Source organism: Nitrosospira sp. TNL200 (assembly GCF_055386305.1).
This window is the reverse complement of sequence record NZ_AP041003.1, coordinates 1,062,153-1,077,687: the sequence shown is the minus strand read 5'-3', so window position 1 is coordinate 1,077,687 and position 15,535 is coordinate 1,062,153. Positions and strand designations below refer to the sequence as shown.

Annotated in this window: 13 protein-coding genes and 1 pseudogene; 5 read left to right on the top strand and 9 right to left on the bottom strand. The window is 55.5% G+C overall.

All coding sequences use genetic code 11. The features are described 5' to 3' along the window. The first annotated feature begins 101 nt into the window (after positions 1 to 101). Both ACZ5CE_RS04795 and ACZ5CE_RS04790 read left to right on the top strand, forming a co-directional pair. Entirely contained in the window at positions 102 to 2,258 is a 2,157-nt protein-coding gene (locus tag ACZ5CE_RS04795; RefSeq protein ID WP_464576675.1) for a hypothetical protein, read from the top strand. 106 nt (positions 2,259 to 2,364) lie between these two features. Then, positions 2,365 to 3,384 (top strand): class I fructose-bisphosphate aldolase, encoded by a 1,020-nt coding sequence (locus ACZ5CE_RS04790; RefSeq protein ID WP_464576674.1) that lies wholly within the window; start codon positions 2,365 to 2,367, stop codon positions 3,382 to 3,384. A gap of 36 nt (positions 3,385 to 3,420) precedes the next feature. Here ACZ5CE_RS04790 and smbP read toward each other — a convergent pair whose 3' ends face one another. Beyond that, on the bottom strand, positions 3,421 to 3,816 hold the full coding sequence (gene smbP, locus ACZ5CE_RS04785) for a small metal-binding protein SmbP (protein ID WP_464576673.1): 396 nt from the start codon (positions 3,814 to 3,816) through the stop codon (positions 3,421 to 3,423). Positions 3,817 to 4,099: 283 nt separating this feature from the next. Here smbP and ACZ5CE_RS04780 point away from each other — a divergent pair. Further along, positions 4,100 to 4,874: pseudogene (locus ACZ5CE_RS04780) on the top strand (SLC13 family permease); the annotation flags it as partial. A 36-nt stretch (positions 4,875 to 4,910) separates the two neighbouring features. Next, a complete protein-coding gene (locus ACZ5CE_RS04775) occupies positions 4,911 to 5,129 on the top strand; it encodes a hypothetical protein (RefSeq protein WP_464577572.1) in 219 nt (72 codons plus the stop codon). 80 nt (positions 5,130 to 5,209) lie between these two features. On the opposite strand, the gene cls is transcribed toward ACZ5CE_RS04775, so the two are convergent. From cls to ACZ5CE_RS04740, 7 genes are all read right to left on the bottom strand, one after another. Next, positions 5,210 to 6,568, bottom strand: a complete 1,359-nt coding sequence (gene cls, locus ACZ5CE_RS04770; protein ID WP_464576672.1) for a cardiolipin synthase — start codon at positions 6,566 to 6,568, stop codon at positions 5,210 to 5,212. A gap of 468 nt (positions 6,569 to 7,036) precedes the next feature. Continuing rightward, entirely contained in the window at positions 7,037 to 7,510 is a 474-nt protein-coding gene (locus ACZ5CE_RS04765) for a YbhB/YbcL family Raf kinase inhibitor-like protein (RefSeq protein WP_464577431.1), read from the bottom strand. A gap of 201 nt (positions 7,511 to 7,711) precedes the next feature. Beyond that, entirely contained in the window at positions 7,712 to 8,161 is a 450-nt protein-coding gene (locus ACZ5CE_RS04760; protein WP_464576671.1) for a CBS domain-containing protein, read from the bottom strand. A gap of 148 nt (positions 8,162 to 8,309) precedes the next feature. Then, positions 8,310 to 8,768, bottom strand: coding sequence for an Hsp20/alpha crystallin family protein (locus ACZ5CE_RS04755; protein WP_464576670.1), 459 nt, complete (start codon positions 8,766 to 8,768; stop codon positions 8,310 to 8,312). A 566-nt stretch (positions 8,769 to 9,334) separates the two neighbouring features. Further along, the gene (locus ACZ5CE_RS04750) at positions 9,335 to 10,147 is read right to left on the bottom strand and encodes a Kazal-type serine protease inhibitor domain-containing protein (protein WP_464576669.1); all 813 of its coding nucleotides are present in this window, start codon (positions 10,145 to 10,147) and stop codon (positions 9,335 to 9,337) included. Positions 10,148 to 10,456: 309 nt separating this feature from the next. Next, positions 10,457 to 11,866 carry an erythromycin esterase family protein gene (locus ACZ5CE_RS04745; protein ID WP_464576668.1) on the bottom strand — a complete coding sequence of 470 codons (1,410 nt, stop codon included), beginning with the start codon at positions 11,864 to 11,866 and terminating at the stop codon, positions 10,457 to 10,459. Position 11,867: 1 nt separating this feature from the next. Beyond that, positions 11,868 to 12,563, bottom strand: a complete 696-nt coding sequence (locus ACZ5CE_RS04740) for a dienelactone hydrolase family protein (protein WP_464576667.1) — start codon at positions 12,561 to 12,563, stop codon at positions 11,868 to 11,870. 312 nt (positions 12,564 to 12,875) lie between these two features. On the opposite strand from ACZ5CE_RS04740, the gene ACZ5CE_RS04735 reads away from it, so the two are divergent. Beyond that, the gene (locus ACZ5CE_RS04735; RefSeq protein ID WP_464576666.1) at positions 12,876 to 14,090 is read left to right on the top strand and encodes a methyltransferase; all 1,215 of its coding nucleotides are present in this window, start codon (positions 12,876 to 12,878) and stop codon (positions 14,088 to 14,090) included. Positions 14,091 to 14,249: 159 nt separating this feature from the next. On the opposite strand, the gene aroC is transcribed toward ACZ5CE_RS04735, so the two are convergent. Further along, the gene (gene aroC / locus ACZ5CE_RS04730) at positions 14,250 to 15,422 is read right to left on the bottom strand and encodes a chorismate synthase (protein ID WP_464577429.1); all 1,173 of its coding nucleotides are present in this window, start codon (positions 15,420 to 15,422) and stop codon (positions 14,250 to 14,252) included. Positions 15,423 to 15,535: the final 113 nt, after the last annotated feature.

Below are 15,535 nucleotides of genomic sequence, written 5' to 3'. Positions count from 1 at the left end.
TGAATTTCGTGCAATTGTGCAGAGAACCCTTGCAATATTCCGGTATTCGACCTATAAGTATTAGAGGGTAAAACGGTTTTTCAATAACAACAAGGACAGGCATGATGGCTTCTTCCCATACATGGAAATTTTTCCGGGCGGGCGGTTTCGATCAGGCACAGATCGATAGCGGCGCGGATCTGCTGGCATTGAAAGCACTGGATCAGAAACTGTGGGTGGCGCTCAGTTGTCCGACCCGCGGCATCGAATTCGATAACAAGACGCTCGATCTGATCGACCATGACAAGGACGCGCATGTACATGCGAATGAAATCCTCTCTGCAATTGCCTGGGCAGGTGGTTTGCTGAAAAACTCCGATCTCATGGTCGAGGGATCGCCCAGCCTGGCTCTGGCGGATATAGACGATAGCAGCGAAGAAGGACACCAGGTGCTGGCGTCCGCACAATATATCCTTAAATATCTTGGTAAGCCCGACGCGACCGAAATTTCTCTTGCAGATCTGGCTGACGTCGAGAAACTGGTTGCCGGACTGGACTTCAACGGCGACGGGTTGATCAGCGTCCGCCAGATTACGGACGTAAAACTGCGCAGTACGGCGGAAGACATCGTCAAATACCAGGGATCCGTTGCTGATGTGAACGGTGAGCCCAGCATCAGCCAGGAACTCAGTGATTCGTTCTTCGCTGAAATTGCCGCGTACTGCGATTGGCAAGGCCAGGGCGACGGCGACCCCGCTATCCGCTTTCTGGATGAGACAACCCAGTCCGCCGCTGGCGCCTTTCATGCGGTCGAGGACAAGATCAACGACTATTTTACACGGTGCGACCTGGCCGCATACGATGCCCGCGCGGCTGTCCCGCTCAGCCGCTCCGTGGAGGATTATCAGGGCATCGCAGCCCAAACATTGTCGGCCGTGAACACCGATATAGCGAATTTTCCGCTGGCAACCGTGGAACCCGGCAAGCCATTGCCATTGATCTCCGGAATCAATCCCGCCTGGCGAAAACAGGTCGATGCGCTGCGCGAACTGGTCATTACGCCGCTACTCGGAAAAAAAGAAAGTCTAAGCGCTTCCGAGTGGACAATGTTGCGCACAAAATTTGCCGCATTCGAAGCCTGGCAGGCGGCAAAACCGGCATGCAAGGCGGAGGAACTGGGCAAGCAGCGAATACGGGAGATTTTCAAAAGCGAACACAAAAAAGCCATTGACAGCCTGCTCAGCCAGGACAAGGCAGTGGAGAACGAGGTAAAGGCGATTCGCCTAGTGGAAAAACTTCTGCGCTTCAAACGCGACCTGTTCAACCTCGTCAACAATTTCGTATCGTTTCGCAGCTTTTACACCGGAAGAGACAAAGCCATCTTCCAGCTCGGCACGCTCTACTTGGATGGACGGAGTTGCGATCTATGCATTCGGGTGGACGATATCGCAAAACATGCGGAATTCGCCAGCACCAGTGGCCTGTATCTTGCGTACTGCGAGTGCGTGCGCAATGGTGGGACCGAAAAAATGAGCATAGCGGCCGCCTTTACCGCTGGCGACTCCGATTTTCTGATGGTTGGGCGAAACGGCATCTTCTATGACCGGAAGGGCCACGACTGGGATGCAACCATAGTACGCATAGTCGATCATCCGATCAGCATCCGGCAGGCGTTCTGGTCTCCCTACAAAAAACTTGCCCGGTTTATCAATGAGCAGTTGCAAAAACTCGCCGCATCGAAAGCGGCCGCCACGGATGAGAAACTGATCAGTACAGCTGTGGATATGGGCACTCCTGCCGCCCCTGGAACTCCGCCTCCACCTCCGAAGGCCCCTTTCGACGTGGGCAAATTTGCAGGGATATTCGCCGCGATAGGACTGGCCTTGGGAGCGATCGGCGGTGTTCTCGCCTCCCTGGTCAGCGGCATCCTGGGTCTCAAGCTGTGGCAGATCCCTTTGGCGATTATCGGGTTGATGCTGCTGATTTCCGGTCCGGCCATGGTGGTCGCATGGTTCAAGCTGAAGAAGCGTAATCTCGGCCCCCTGCTGGACGCGAATGGCTGGGCAATCAATGCGCGCGCGCGAATCAACATCTCGTTTGGCACTTCGCTCACCAAGCTGGGTTATCTGCCAGAAGGTTCCCGCCGCTCGCTCAAAGATCCCTATGCCGATAAAAAACCTGTTTGGCCTTATTTCATCCTGATAGCCGGCGTCATCGCCGCCTTGATCGTTTTATCGTATCTCGGTATCTTCACTGCGCCACCGGCCACCACGCCATGACCCTCGCGATTTTTGGAAAGCGAGGAAACAAAAAACAAACTGATAGACTGTTCAGTACTATTTCAGGTTTTTTATCCGGAGTGGCATTGAAAAGGAAACCAGGCTGATGAACATCGATGAACTCAAGTTAGTGGCTGCTGCCATCGTGGCAAAGCAGAAGGGACTTCTTGCAGCAGATGAAAGCAGTCCTACCATCAAGAAACGTTTCGATGCGATCCAGCTCGAGTCGACTGAGGAAAATCGCAGGCGATACCGGGAACTACTCTTTACCGCTGGAGGCATCGAACGCTATATCAGCGGCGTCATTCTTTTCGATGAAACATTGCACCAGAGCTCCGCTGGCGGTATTCCTTTTGTACGATTGCTGTCGGAACGCGGAATCATACCCGGCATAAAGGTGGATAAGGGCGCGAAATCGCTGGCGCTGTACTCCGGCAATCAGGTCACCGAAGGCCTGGACGGATTGCGGGACCGGCTGGCGGAATACAGGCAACTGGGGGCGAGGTTCGCAAAATGGCGCGCAGTCATACAGATCGATGAATGCGAGTTACCAGCGCCCTATGCCGTCCACGCCAATGTCCATGCTCTGGCGCGATATGCCGCGCTGTGCCAGGAAGCGGACATCGTGCCGATCGTGGAACCCGAAGTCCTTATGGATGGGAAGCATGGCATCGAGCGTTGCGAAGCGGTCACCTCGCAAGTGCTGAAAAGCCTGTTCGAAGAACTTGACGCTCATCGCATCGCATTCGAAGGAATCCTGCTCAAGCCCAATATGGTGATTGCCGGCCTGAAATGTCCATCCCAGCCTGAGCCCCGGCAAATTGCAGAGGCCACGGTGCGATGCTTAAAGCGATATGTACCTGCCGCGATTCCAGGCATCGTCTTCCTGTCGGGAGGTCAAAGCCCGGAAGATGCAACCGCCAACCTCAGCGCAATAAATGAGTTGGGACCGCAACCGTGGCAGCTCAGCTTTTCCTATGGCCGGGCGCTCCAGGCGCCGGTTCTGGATGCCTGGAAAGGCCGGGACGATAGCAAGGTGAAAGCCCAGGAGATTTTTTTCAAACGCTGCCGGCTGAATGGCCTGGCACGTGACGGAATGTATACCGAATCCATGGAAGGTAATTAGGGCCTGTTAACAGGCCCTAGCTGGGACCACTTACAGCTATTTCGCCTGCTCTTTCTGCTTCAGGTGGAGATAGGCTCTCGACGCCGCCTCACCGCCAGCTCTTGCGTTTCCCTTCCTCGCTTCGCTGATCGCCAGCGCCATCTCTTCAAAGAGCGCATCATCATACTCCGCTTTCGGGTTCTCTCCATATATATGCAGGCTCGGATGCGTATAAGGATGTTCCCTGTTCTGCTGAATCAGTTGTTCTCTGGCCGCCTCGGTATGTCTGACCACCGCTGTTGCACTTCCTTCTCTGCCGCTTTCGATCGCTTTTTTCAGCAATTGCTCAGCCTTTTTCTCATGGTCTTCCTGTGCATGGCCCACTGAGGCGATTCCAAAAAAAAGACCGGCAAAACCCGCTAGAAGAATGAAATCGATAACACGTTTGTTCATTGGATTTCTTCGATGAAATAGGTGCACGGTGGAGAAGCAGGCTTCCGGTAAAATCGATAGGCATCTCGCTCCATCACCTCGCCCAGGCATAGCTATCATGACAACGAAACTGCCTGAAAAATTCAGTCTGGCTTTTCCCCTGGATACGAAGCCGTTGCCCAGAAAGTTGCGGTTGCGGCCTGAAGCCTTCCCTGTTCCTTTCAGCCAACTCCGGCAGCATCTCCCAGCCATTCACGGCGGTTCAGTCTGTTGCATCCCTGCAGAATAAACAGGACCTGATCAAATGGAACAGCCGCAGCGCGCATCCCTGCTTCACACATTAAAAAAAGACTATTTCCTGTGGTGCCTTATCGGACTTCTTGTCCTGCTCGCGATCACCGGCCATGGGCAGATAGCCGATTACGCGGAACTCGTAGATTGGCATACAGTCGCCGCCCTCACAGGATTGTTGATACTGACGAAAGGCGTGGAGACTTCCGGCTATCTGCATCATCTCGGCAAGCGGCTGGCGCTGTTGATGTCTACGGAAAGGACACTGGCTCTGACCCTCGTAATTGCTGCGGCACTGCTATCCACGGTGCTTACAAATGACGTCACGCTCTTCGTTGTAGTGCCGCTCACCTTGGGCCTCAGGGTAATGGGAACGATACCGGTAACACGCCTTGTGGTCTTCGAAGCCCTTGCGGTAAACGCGGGATCCACCCTGACGCCGATCGGAAATCCCCAGAACCTTTTTCTCTGGCAGCTATCCGGTGCGTCATTTTACCGCTTTGCGGCCGCCATGGCTCCGCTTGCCGCGATATTGCTTGCCCTGCTGCTTCTGCTTACTGCCTGGACCTTTCGCAGTCGCCGCCTGGTTATATATGCGTCAGGGAGAAATAGCCGTCATATTTTTGTTATTCATTTTTTTAATCGCCTATCGCCACGCGCTCAAACGGGTCGATTGGCCCTTGATCGTGGTATTCGTGCTCATGTTCGTGGACGTACGGCTGGTTGCCGAAATGCCCCTTTTACACGGAATGATAACGCAGGTACCTGACGACCCCAGGCATTTTTTCGTTGCCGGAGTCCTCATCTCCCAATTCATCAGTAACGTGCCAACTGCCATCCTTCTGGCGGAATATTCCGGAAACTGGAAGCTGATCGCTCATGCCGTAAATATCGGTGGCTTCGGCTTCATCCTGGGGTCGCTTGCCAATATCATCGCATTGCGCATGGTCCGGGACAGCAAGAGCTGGCTCGTCTTTCATGCCTTCTCGGTGCCTATGCTATGCATGGCGACTATCGCCGCATACCTGTTGCTGTTCGTCTGAGAGGCGCCATGCGTGTGCCATTTCCGATAGCGGAGATTCTCGGCTACCCCCATCAGCGCGAAATGGGGAAGAAAACGGGGCTACAGCCACCGCGCGCACAGCCTCGCGCCGAATTCTTTCAGCCGCTCGCCGATCGATCGCTTGCGCCAGTCTTCCAGAGTGATAAGTGCCGAGGAGTCAATGTCCTTGTCGAACATCGCCTTCATTTGCGCCCCGAATTCCTGCCCCAGGATCACGGCATTCACCTCGTGGTTGTACTCGCGGCTCAGCCAGTCGAGATTGGTTGAGCCGACAGTAGACCATACGCCGTCTATGAGAGCGGTCTTGGCATGCAGCATGGCGTCCTTGCGCTCGTAGATCTTCACTCCCGCAGCCAGCAGCTCTTCATAATAAGAGTGCGAAGCGTAAAAAACGAGATTCGAATCGCTCTTGCTGGGCAGCAGCAGGCGCACATCCACTCCCCGTCGGGCAGCTTGCTCGAGCGCGGCGAGCAGTTCCTGGTTCGGCACGAAATACGCGTTGGTGATATAGGCATAGGTTTCCGCGCTGTTCAAAGCGGAAAGCAGGGTGACGTACATCTGGTTGCAATCCTCATCCGGACTGCTGGCCACCGCGCGCACAATCTGGCTCCCTTTCTCTTCTTGCTTCGGGAAAAAGTTTTTGGCCGGAAGGGCCTCGCCGTTCTGCTGATTCCAGGTCGCGAGGAATAGCTGCTGGAATTTGGCCACGACGGGGCCCTCTATACGCAGATGCGTATCGCGCCAGGGCTCAGTATCGGGCGCTGGGGTTTTTGAACGGAACGACCCGCTGGAATAAACACTGCTGATGTTGACCCCGCCCACGAAAGCTACCTTGCCGTCGATAACGAGGAGCTTGCGATGGTCGCGGCCTACTTCCCATTTCTTGCGTAGCGCGAGGGGATTGAGCGGATTGAACTCGAGCACCTTTGCGCCGCTCGCGATCAGGGGCTGGAAAAATTCGCTGGGCGTGTTCCCCGACCCGACACTGTCATAAATCAGATTCACCTGCACGCCGCGCTCCTGCCTGGCTGCCAAGGCATCCCGGAAGCGGCGGCCGACCTCGTCGTCCTCGATGCTGTATGTTTCCATGTTGATATGATTCCTGGCATCCAGAATTGCCGCATACATGGATTTGTAGGTAGACGGGCCATCCATCAGCAGCGTCACCTTATTGCCCGTGGTCAGGGCACTGCCGGCGATCTGCTCCACCTGCGCGAGATGCCTTTCAAATATGCCGGTTGGCTCGCCGCCACTTTCGACCCGGGCGAGAATTGCCTTGCTTTCCTTCCGGGAAATTTCGCCGCGTGCGTTTTCAATCTGCACCGCACGGCCGACGGAACCGCTTTTGACGGAAACAGGGAGCGAACCGCAACCCGCAAACAGCAATAGGCAAATAACCGGCAAACACTTATATGTCATAACACGGCCACCTCGGCTTTATGGTTGACCTGACGCATGCGGATTCCATTCTCCTCCCCGCCGTTGCAGGGAAATAATGGAACAGGTCGATGATTCAGAATGAAGAAGCAAATACTGTTCCTATACTTTCGATTCAATAGATTAGCAAATCTCGGGGCCGGGAACAGGAAAATTCTTCGACACAGCATTCACTCGTTCCCGTGGCGATAGACGGCCAGGTGACAATAGCCATGCAATGATATTCCATTCCCCATGAGATCACGGGGGGAAGCGATAATCCTAAATCCGGCAGTTGGACAGGGTGGAGTATGCGGGAAGCGGACAAGATGCTAAATAGCCAGCATGCCCCTAATCCATTTCAGGGCAGGTGGATGAGGACGAAACGCCGGCGGAAACGATTGCCTCGCATGATGAAAAGACAAGCGGATCCCGGACCGGATGGAGGAGCTGGTCCGGCGCCGGCAGCATTCAATGTTTTTGATACCGGCCGATCAATTCGGAATAAGTGATGATATGGCCTCGCATCGCTTCCTCCAGCTTGGACTTGGTGGGCTGCTTCAAATCCGGCAGCACCGTATCGAGCGCATAGAGTTTATGAAAATAGCGATGATTGCCGATCGGAGGACAGGGGCCGCCATAGCCGGTGCGCTGCCAATCATTGGTGCCCTCGCGGGTCCCGTGAGGAAGATTTTCGGTTGGGATCCCCTCCGAAAGACCCGTTGCATGCGGGGGAATATTATATAAGACCCAGTGTACCCAGGTCCTTTTCGGTGCTGCTGGATCGGGCGCGTCCGGATCATCCACGATCAGGACAAGGCTTTTCGTCCCCTCTGGGACATCTGTCCAGAAGAGTTCCGGTGAAATATCGTGCCCTTCGCATGTATGACGAGCAGGAATCTCCCCGTCTTGGGGAAAGGACGATGCAGTTAAGCTCATGGGCATAATCGATTTCTCCTTCTTCTCTTTTTTTTCCAAAGCGCCTACCGTCGGTTGGATATCAGCCGTAGCCGGCTGCCAGCAGCCGAGGATGAACCCCAGGAGGAAAACAAGCCTTCTCCGCTGGCCGGCATCGGGCCTGAAGCGGGACAATTGAAGCTGGGCGGCGGATATCATGGAATAATGTCGATCTTGCCGGAGAGGCTGTCAACGGCGGTCCTGGGTTTCTTTTTGCTGCTGGTGCGCAATCAGCCGGGCAATTGCCGCCAATTCCTCCGACAGCAACTGCAGCAGATCATCCAGCGTGAGTATGCCCACCAGCGCGCCCTGTTCATCCACCACCGGCAGCCGCCTTACAGCCTTTGTCCGCATGTACTGGATGGCTTCGAATACCCCAAGGCTCTCCTTTACCGTAACCAGTCCCCCGGTCATGATGTCGCCGACTGTTATCACCTTTTGATCGAGCTCGGTCGCCATGATTTCGATCACCACATCCCGATCCGTAATGATTCCGACCGGACGCCGGAAGCCGCTGCTGTCATCTACAACCACTACATCGCCCACATGGTGCTGGCGCATGAGTTTTGCGGCAGCAAGTATGGTGTCCTCACGCCGCAAGATGACCACGTCACGATTGCATAATTCGCCTACTGGCATCGCACTCTCCCATCTGGAGCGATACTTTCCGCAACAGAAAGCGCTCGGGGAACAACCGGATCAGCATAAGGGTAACGGCATATCCGGTGGGATAGGGGCGGGGTTGTATCTCTCCTGCGCCTGTCCCGCTCTCCCACTCTGGTTTACCCTACTTTACCTCAATATGCCTGGCGGTCTTGCCTTCCTTCTTGGGCAATGTCAGTTCCAGGGTGCCGTTTTCATACCTGGCCTCGGCCCTGGCGTCATCCACATCGCTGCTCAACGTAAAGCTGCGATAGGCTGAGCCTTGCCGGCACTCGCGGCAAATGACCCTTTCACCCTCCTTCTGTTCCTTTTCCTGCCTGGTCTCCGCACTGATAGAAACGCGGTTGCCATCTATCTGCACCTTCACGTCTTCTCTCTTTACTCCAGGTATTTCCGCTCGCACCGTGTAAGCGGTATCGCTTTCGCTCAGATCCATCTTGATCGTCGGTGCGTTTTCCATTTCCATGGAAAAAGGACGCATTCCGGTATTTTTGACCCAGTCGAACCAGTCATCGATATTATAAAATGGGTCAAAACGGGCTATATCGCTCGAAAGCGGGGAGCGGCGTGCAATATTTGCCATGATTTTCTCCTTTAACAATAAGTTCTTGGGGAAAGTTACCGTCCAATTTCATATACAGCGTTTTCATTTCATCTGTTGCCCTACCTGCTGCTATCTGAATCTGTCATCGCCGGAATCGCCATCCATTTCGCTCCCCGCTTCCGGTTCTTCGGGAAATTCATCGGATCCGCCACCAAACACGCGGCCCCGCCGTTCGGGATGATAATAAGAAGCGGTAGAGATGACACGATGAGGACTTCTACGTTCAGTTGCTTCAGACGGAACATGCGGATCAGCCAATCGCGCCGACTCAGCCGTGGCTTGCATAGGCGCGTCGGTTTGGCCCTGAACTTCCGAATCGGAAGCGTTTCTTCTGTCTGATGATTTATTCATTTACTTCCTTTATAAATTGTTGATATTCCATGAGGAAACTGGATGAACCAAGGAAATGGAGTTCGTTCTGAAATTGGTGCATCCCATTTTCTGTGCGATTTTTTCGCAGTCCAGCGGAATTGTTCGTTCGCTAACTAACATAATCTTTGCTTTCCCGCCGAAATTACGAGGTGTATAAGAGAGGATGAGTCCCGCTATCTCGCTTCGCATATTCCGGGACAGTCCGCACCCCCCTGTTCAGGGTCGCAGTTGTCGTTGGGGTCGTCCACGCAAACCTTGTCGCCGGGACACCTGATCCCGGCGATGCCGTCGCAGGCCTGCCGCTCGCCCTTCTTGCATTCCCCCTGGTGCTCGATAGATGCGCCGGCGGCTGCGGCGTTGCATGCGTTCCCGTAGGTTCTTCCATCGCAGCCGCAAACGGGCTTGAACTCACGGGTACAAATCTCCGGCTTGATCTTGCATGCTCCTTGCGCGTCCGGAATCCTGCACTGACCCAGGCCATACTCGCAATACTGTTTTGGATCAGCACAGGTTTTTCCGGCGATTCCCCCACAGACCGCCGACGGTCCGGGATCCTCGGAATTCACCGGCTTGCACTGGGGTACGAACTCCACATTGAGAAATGTGCCCTTCCTGGGGTGAATGGAACGCAATTGCCGGACGAAATGATCGAAATCTTTGGGAGCAGCATCAAAACCCTTTTCTGCGCATACGAACAACCCGCCTTCGATCGGGACCGGGCCGCCTTCGCGGGGGCTATAGACAAAAACCGAGTCGACGATCTCGGCGGCGACCGCTCGTCCGATCACCTTGCGGACAGATCGAAGCGCCGCGTTATCCAGTCCTGCGCCGGAATTGCCGAGCGTGATGTTCACCGCCCTGTTGGCCCGGTTTGCCTGATCTGCCTGGTCCGCTCCGGGGATTGGATCAAGGCGGTCGCTGGCAAAAACGGGCGAGGCCTGAGCCAGGATGGAGCCGATCAGAAACACATGAATGATCGTCCTCATTTGTCCTCCCATAAATAGACGCAGGAATGTAAAGGGGCGAGCCGCTGATGGACTCCATGCGCTGGTTCCTGGATTTCCAGATGGAACCGGCCATAATTCTTTATAGCAAAGAAGATGGGAATGTAAAGACGCTATCTGGCTGTTTCGATTGCTTCGATTACGCCATTGGCAAAAAAATCCGGAGAGGATCAGGAAACCCGCCGTTTAAGAAAACGTGAATCCTCATGCAGGATGCACCTTTTTTCATATAGCCTTTTTGCTTCTTATCGGATGCAAATGCCGACAGCGCCGTGGATCATTCAGAGGTCCCTAAAGCCCCGATGGATAGGTCTCATCCATTTCTCCCGGCTTCCTGCGGATATGGGCCTGTAACGGGATGACCGCCTCCGTTTCGTCGATATGGATCATGAAGTCGAACTGCCGCGGCAGCGACGAATGAAAGTAGTGGCTTATACGTTCGGTTTCCGGCCGATAGATCACGCCGATGGCGCGCTGCAGGCGCTCTTGCCTCAGCACGTCGACTGCTTCATTTTCAACTGTCAGATCGAGGTAGAAGGATTTTTTCTCAAGCCGGGAAAACAACTCTTCGTAACTCCCGGGCAGGGGTGCACGTATGGTTTTGGTTCTGGACGGAGTGTCCCAATCCGTCGCTGCAGTAACCGTGCCGCGGCTGGTGGAAAAGCCGATGCATAAACCGCTGCGGCCATATTTTTCAGTAACCAGTTGCCCGATATTGATTTCTCCGTGCCGCCCCATATCCGTTGCGGCCGCATTGCCCAGATGAGAGTTGTGTGCCCAGACAACCAGCCGCGGCTCCCGTTCCAGCCGTGTTTCCAGATGGGCGGACAGTTTTTCCAATGTCTCGAACATATGCCGATCCCTGAGATTCCAGGTATTGGGGTGCCCCCGGAACATGGCCCGGTAGTATTCCTCCGCGTTCCTTACCAGCTCGGCATTCTGTTGAGCTGAAAAATAATCGTTTCCGGCAAACGGATCGTCCCTTCCTATATACACACGCGCTTTCTGCTGCAACCGTACGAGCTGGTCGATGACTTCCTGCTCGCAGGAATCCCATCTGCCAGATGCGATGGCATAGCCATATGCCTGCGGATTGTTGATGAACTGGCCAAAGCAGGCGTAGCGCTCACGCGCCGCGGAAGCTTCTTCGGGGTCGATTTTGTCGAGATACTCCAGAACCGCGGCCATGGAAGTCGTCATGCTATACAGATCCAGCCCGTAGAAGCCCACGGGCTCCTGCTCTCCGCGCTGGATTTTTTCCTTTTTCTGCCCGCTGTATTGGGTAAATGAACCGCTCCCCAGGTTATAGTCGTGGAGCCATTCGACGAAAGCAAGAACCTCGGTATTGCGCCACATCCAGGTAGGAAACCGTTGAAAACCAGACAGGGCACCGTCCGCAGCCAGGTCATCCGAACGACCGGAAACGAAGTCATTCACGCGGTATGCATCCGGCCAGTCAGCTTCAACAGCTACCGCATCGAACTCCTCTTCGACTATCAGGTGCCGGGTAATTTCGGCCCGAATGCGGTAGAACTCCGCTGTACCGTGGCTCGCTTCTCCAATCAGGACGAAGCGTTTTCCTCTCGCCTGGCCAAGCACGGTTTCGATCAGCGCATCCTGGTTGCCCGCCGCGAGCCCTAAAGGCTGGGCATGTTTTTCCACCACCTCCGCCAGGCGTTGCTCCGAAATGACGCTGTGCATTTCAGCGCTTCCCTACGGGTGCGCTGCAGTGATCGCAAAACCATTCTGCGGCCAGAAGAGCAGCTGCCTCCAGCGTTCCCGACTCCTCGAACAGATGCGTGGCATTTGGGACGATTTCCAGCGTGGATTCGGCATTGAGGCGGGAGAGCGCCGATTTATTCAACTCCAGCACCTGGGGATCGTTCTCCCCGACAATAAGCAGCACCGGCGCCATGACTTGTGGCAAATAATTCTCCGCCAGGTCCGGGCGCCCGCCCCGCGAGACCACAGCCATGATATCGTGAGGGCTGCGGGCAGCCGCGATCAAGGCCGCCCCAGCTCCCGTGCTGGCGCCAAACCAGCCGATTTTTAAATGCCTGGTTTGCGGTTGGCGCTGCAGCCACGCCCCAATGTCGATCAACCTGTCCGCCAGCATGGGAATATCGAAGCGCAAATGCCGCGTCCGCAAATCGATCATCTCTTCCTCGGGTGTGAGAAGATCGGCAAGCAGCGTCGCGAACTGATATTCATTCAGCGTTTCTGCCACATAGCGATTCCGGCTGCTATGCCTGCTGCTGCCGCTGCCATGGGCAAAGGCGACGAGGCCTTTCGCGTTGGACGGTATCGCAAGATCCGCATCCAGAACCACGCCTCCCGCTGGAATACGAACGGGAATGGATTTCAACCCTCCGCCTCCTTCCCGTGCGGTATCTGTCATGTTGGAACCCTTTTCTTACAATGGCTTGGACCCTGCTTCGACTGGAAAAACCAAAAACCTGATACCTCCCGCCTGTTTCTCCGGAAGCGTCTTTCACTTTTAACCGGCTTTATCCTGCTGCTTCTGTGCGATTCCGTACATAGCCACCCTGGTATTCGGGAGATTTTCTCCGCTATCCCGGAACGGCAAATTGCGCCCCTGCGGGTTGTATGGTAGATTTTTGGCTAATCCGGGGTAATGCTCTCTACCGCCACTCCTCGATCAAAAGAAAGAAGCAATAACAAATAAGCAACAAATGAGCGATCTGACAGCATGACGGACCCGATTGAAAGAGCTCCTCTCAGCAGGCATGACGAGAAAGAAGCGCCATCTGCGCGTTTTGAACCTGCCGGGTTCACGCATGAGGCAGCATCGACTCTCTCATCGATCCTCAGGAATGCCGAATATGAATGCGCCAAACGCATTCCGCAGTCCGGCGGAAACCGCTGGTATTCAGAACCCATCCGTCTCGCCACCTACGCTGCTGGAGGGATCAATTGCTGGAAAGAGTCGCCATGCCAGAATCTCTATTCCGGCATGCTGGAACGCAGCAAAGGTCTCGCCCCCGTCATGCTTTTCGATCTGTTTTTCTTTCATCGAAGCGTTGCGCGCGACAGGATCAGCCAGGTCATTGCTGAAGATGATCTGAAGATTCTGGAGGAAGCCGGCGTCCTCCACATTACCGGGGACGACGTGGCGTCAAAGGTTCGATGCTATCCGGTGGGGGAACTGTATTTCCTTTGCGACCCTTCCAGGGACAAATCGGATTTTGTCTATATCGGATGGGACTCCGACCTGATGGTCAATATCGCCGCAAAATATTCCAAGGGTCGCCGCTTTTCTCGATCGCTCGACCTGTGCACGGGAAGCGGCGTGCAGGGAATCTGTCTCTCGCGCCAGGCGGAAGAAGCAATCTGTGCGGATATCAATCCGCGAGCTCTCGCAATGGTCCAGGCAAATGCCCGCCTCAACAAGATCCGGAACGTCAACACGATACATAGCGACCTCTTCTCCAGCATTCCGGGGCGCTTCGATTGCATTACAGCCAATACGCCTTATGTTCCACATCCGGAAGGAGCGCAATTGCCCATAGGCGGGGGAGATATCGGCATCGAGTTCACCATTCGGCTGCTGCTGGAACTACCGGAGAGATTGACCGATAACGGAATGGCCGTGATTTACACCAGCGATCCCATCGTTCATGGAAAGCGACGGCTGATCAGCCGGGTCACGTCCGAATTGGGGCACCTGCCTTTCCGTATCATACTGATACCCCTGTTTACCAATAATTACCCGATGACACGGCCCATGCAGGAGCACTACGACCGGCTCGGATTGAGCGGATATGATGATTGCATACTTGTCATAGAGCGCAGCAACAAATATACGGTAGAACAGCACCAGAACGACTGGCTGCACTACTACCGCACGCGTGTGGATGCCTGGCTGGATTGGCGCCGGCGCGCGAACCAGGGAAGCGCTGAATAAATCTCCGCTGGCGCGGCGGTAGCTTTGCAGGATGGGATGCACGAAAGGCGACGACGCGAATGGTGCGGCCGCACAGGGCGGATCAGTGTCTTCCGAAGGAAGATGCGACCCCGTAGCAGGCTGCTGGCGCCTGTTGACACTTGTTACGCGCCCGCCTGCTCAGGCTTCGTCCGGTTCCGGGTCCTCGGTCAGACCCGCCTTCCGGTTTCCACTCAATGGAATGAAAACGTTCGCTGGAACACTGGCGGGGATTTTTGGCGTCGGACAGGCGACATCTGCATTTTGTGCCCGGTGACGCAGGGCATGATCCATCAGCACCAGCGCCAGCATCGCCTCGGCGATGGGCGTTGCACGAATGCCGACGCAGGGATCATGCCTGCCATGGGTCTCGACCACTACCGGCCTGCCGCTCTTGTCTACGGACCGGCGGCCCAGCCGGATGCTGGAAGTCGGCTTGACAGCGATATTCACCACGATGTCCTGCCCCGTGGAAATGCCGCCGAGGATGCCTCCCGCATTATTGCTCAGAAATCCTTCTGGCGTGATCTCATCCGAATGCTCGGTGCCTTTTTGCGTGACAGCGGCAAAACCCGCGCCGATCTCGACACCCTTGACTGCATTGATGCTCATCATCGCGTAGGCGATCTCCGCGTCCAGCCGGTCATACACCGGCTCGCCCCAGCCTACGGGCACGCCCTCCGCCACTGCGGTGATCTTCGCCCCGACAGACTCGCCTGACTTCCGCAGCTTGTCCATGAATTCTTCCAGGACAGGCACGATAGCAGCATCCGCCGCGAAGAACGGATTCCGGCTGACCTCGGCCCACTGCCCAAATGGCGCCGCTATCGGCCCAAGTTGCGCCATGTAGCCGCGTATCCGCACCCCTCGATTTTCCAGCAGCCATTTTCTGGCAATGGCGCCTGCCGCAACCCGCACCGCCGTTTCCCTCGCGGAGGATCGGCCGCCGCCGCGGTAGTCGCGTATCCCGTACTTCTGCCAGTAGACATAGTCTGCATGCCCCGGCCGGAACGTATCCATGATCTTGCTGTAATCCTGGCTCCGCTGGTCCTGGTTGCGGATCAACAGCGCAATGGGCGTGCCAGTGGTTCGGCCTTCAAATACCCCGGAAAGGATTTCCACCGTGTCCGGTTCGCGCCGCTGGGTTACATAACGCGACGTGCCCGGACGGCGCCGGTCCAGGTCCTGCTGGATATCTTCGGTGGACAATTCCATCCCCGGAGGGCAGCCGTCGACCACGCAGCCGATAGCCGGGCCGTGGGATTCGCCAAAAGAAGTCACGCAAAAAAGCTTGCCGAGCGTATTTCCAGACACGTTATTTGTCTCGCCAGATCGATACCTGAAGTTTAACATATCCCTTCCCGCAGCCCGCATCCGCAGGGGTGGCAAGCGCGCGGGAATCGCATCGGCAGACAGCCTCGACCGGA

Bases quoted from the DNA above. Each gene is read 5' to 3' on its own strand.
- ACZ5CE_RS04795 (WP_464576675.1), top strand. From the start codon at position 102: ATGATGGCTTCTTCCCATACATGGAAATTTTTCCGGGCGGGCGGTTTC.
- ACZ5CE_RS04790 (WP_464576674.1), top strand. From the start codon at position 2,365: ATGAACATCGATGAACTCAAGTTAGTGGCTGCTGCCATCGTGGCAAAG.
- smbP (WP_464576673.1), bottom strand. From the start codon at position 3,816: ATGAACAAACGTGTTATCGATTTCATTCTTCTAGCGGGTTTTGCCGGT.
- cls (WP_464576672.1), bottom strand. From the start codon at position 6,568: ATGACATATAAGTGTTTGCCGGTTATTTGCCTATTGCTGTTTGCGGGT.
- ACZ5CE_RS04765 (WP_464577431.1), bottom strand. From the start codon at position 7,510: ATGCCCATGAGCTTAACTGCATCGTCCTTTCCCCAAGACGGGGAGATT.
- ACZ5CE_RS04760 (WP_464576671.1), bottom strand. From the start codon at position 8,161: ATGCCAGTAGGCGAATTATGCAATCGTGACGTGGTCATCTTGCGGCGT.
- ACZ5CE_RS04755 (WP_464576670.1), bottom strand. From the start codon at position 8,768: ATGGCAAATATTGCACGCCGCTCCCCGCTTTCGAGCGATATAGCCCGT.
- ACZ5CE_RS04750 (WP_464576669.1), bottom strand. From the start codon at position 10,147: ATGAGGACGATCATTCATGTGTTTCTGATCGGCTCCATCCTGGCTCAG.
- ACZ5CE_RS04745 (WP_464576668.1), bottom strand. From the start codon at position 11,866: ATGCACAGCGTCATTTCGGAGCAACGCCTGGCGGAGGTGGTGGAAAAA.
- ACZ5CE_RS04740 (WP_464576667.1), bottom strand. From the start codon at position 12,563: ATGACAGATACCGCACGGGAAGGAGGCGGAGGGTTGAAATCCATTCCC.
- ACZ5CE_RS04735 (WP_464576666.1), top strand. From the start codon at position 12,876: ATGACGGACCCGATTGAAAGAGCTCCTCTCAGCAGGCATGACGAGAAA.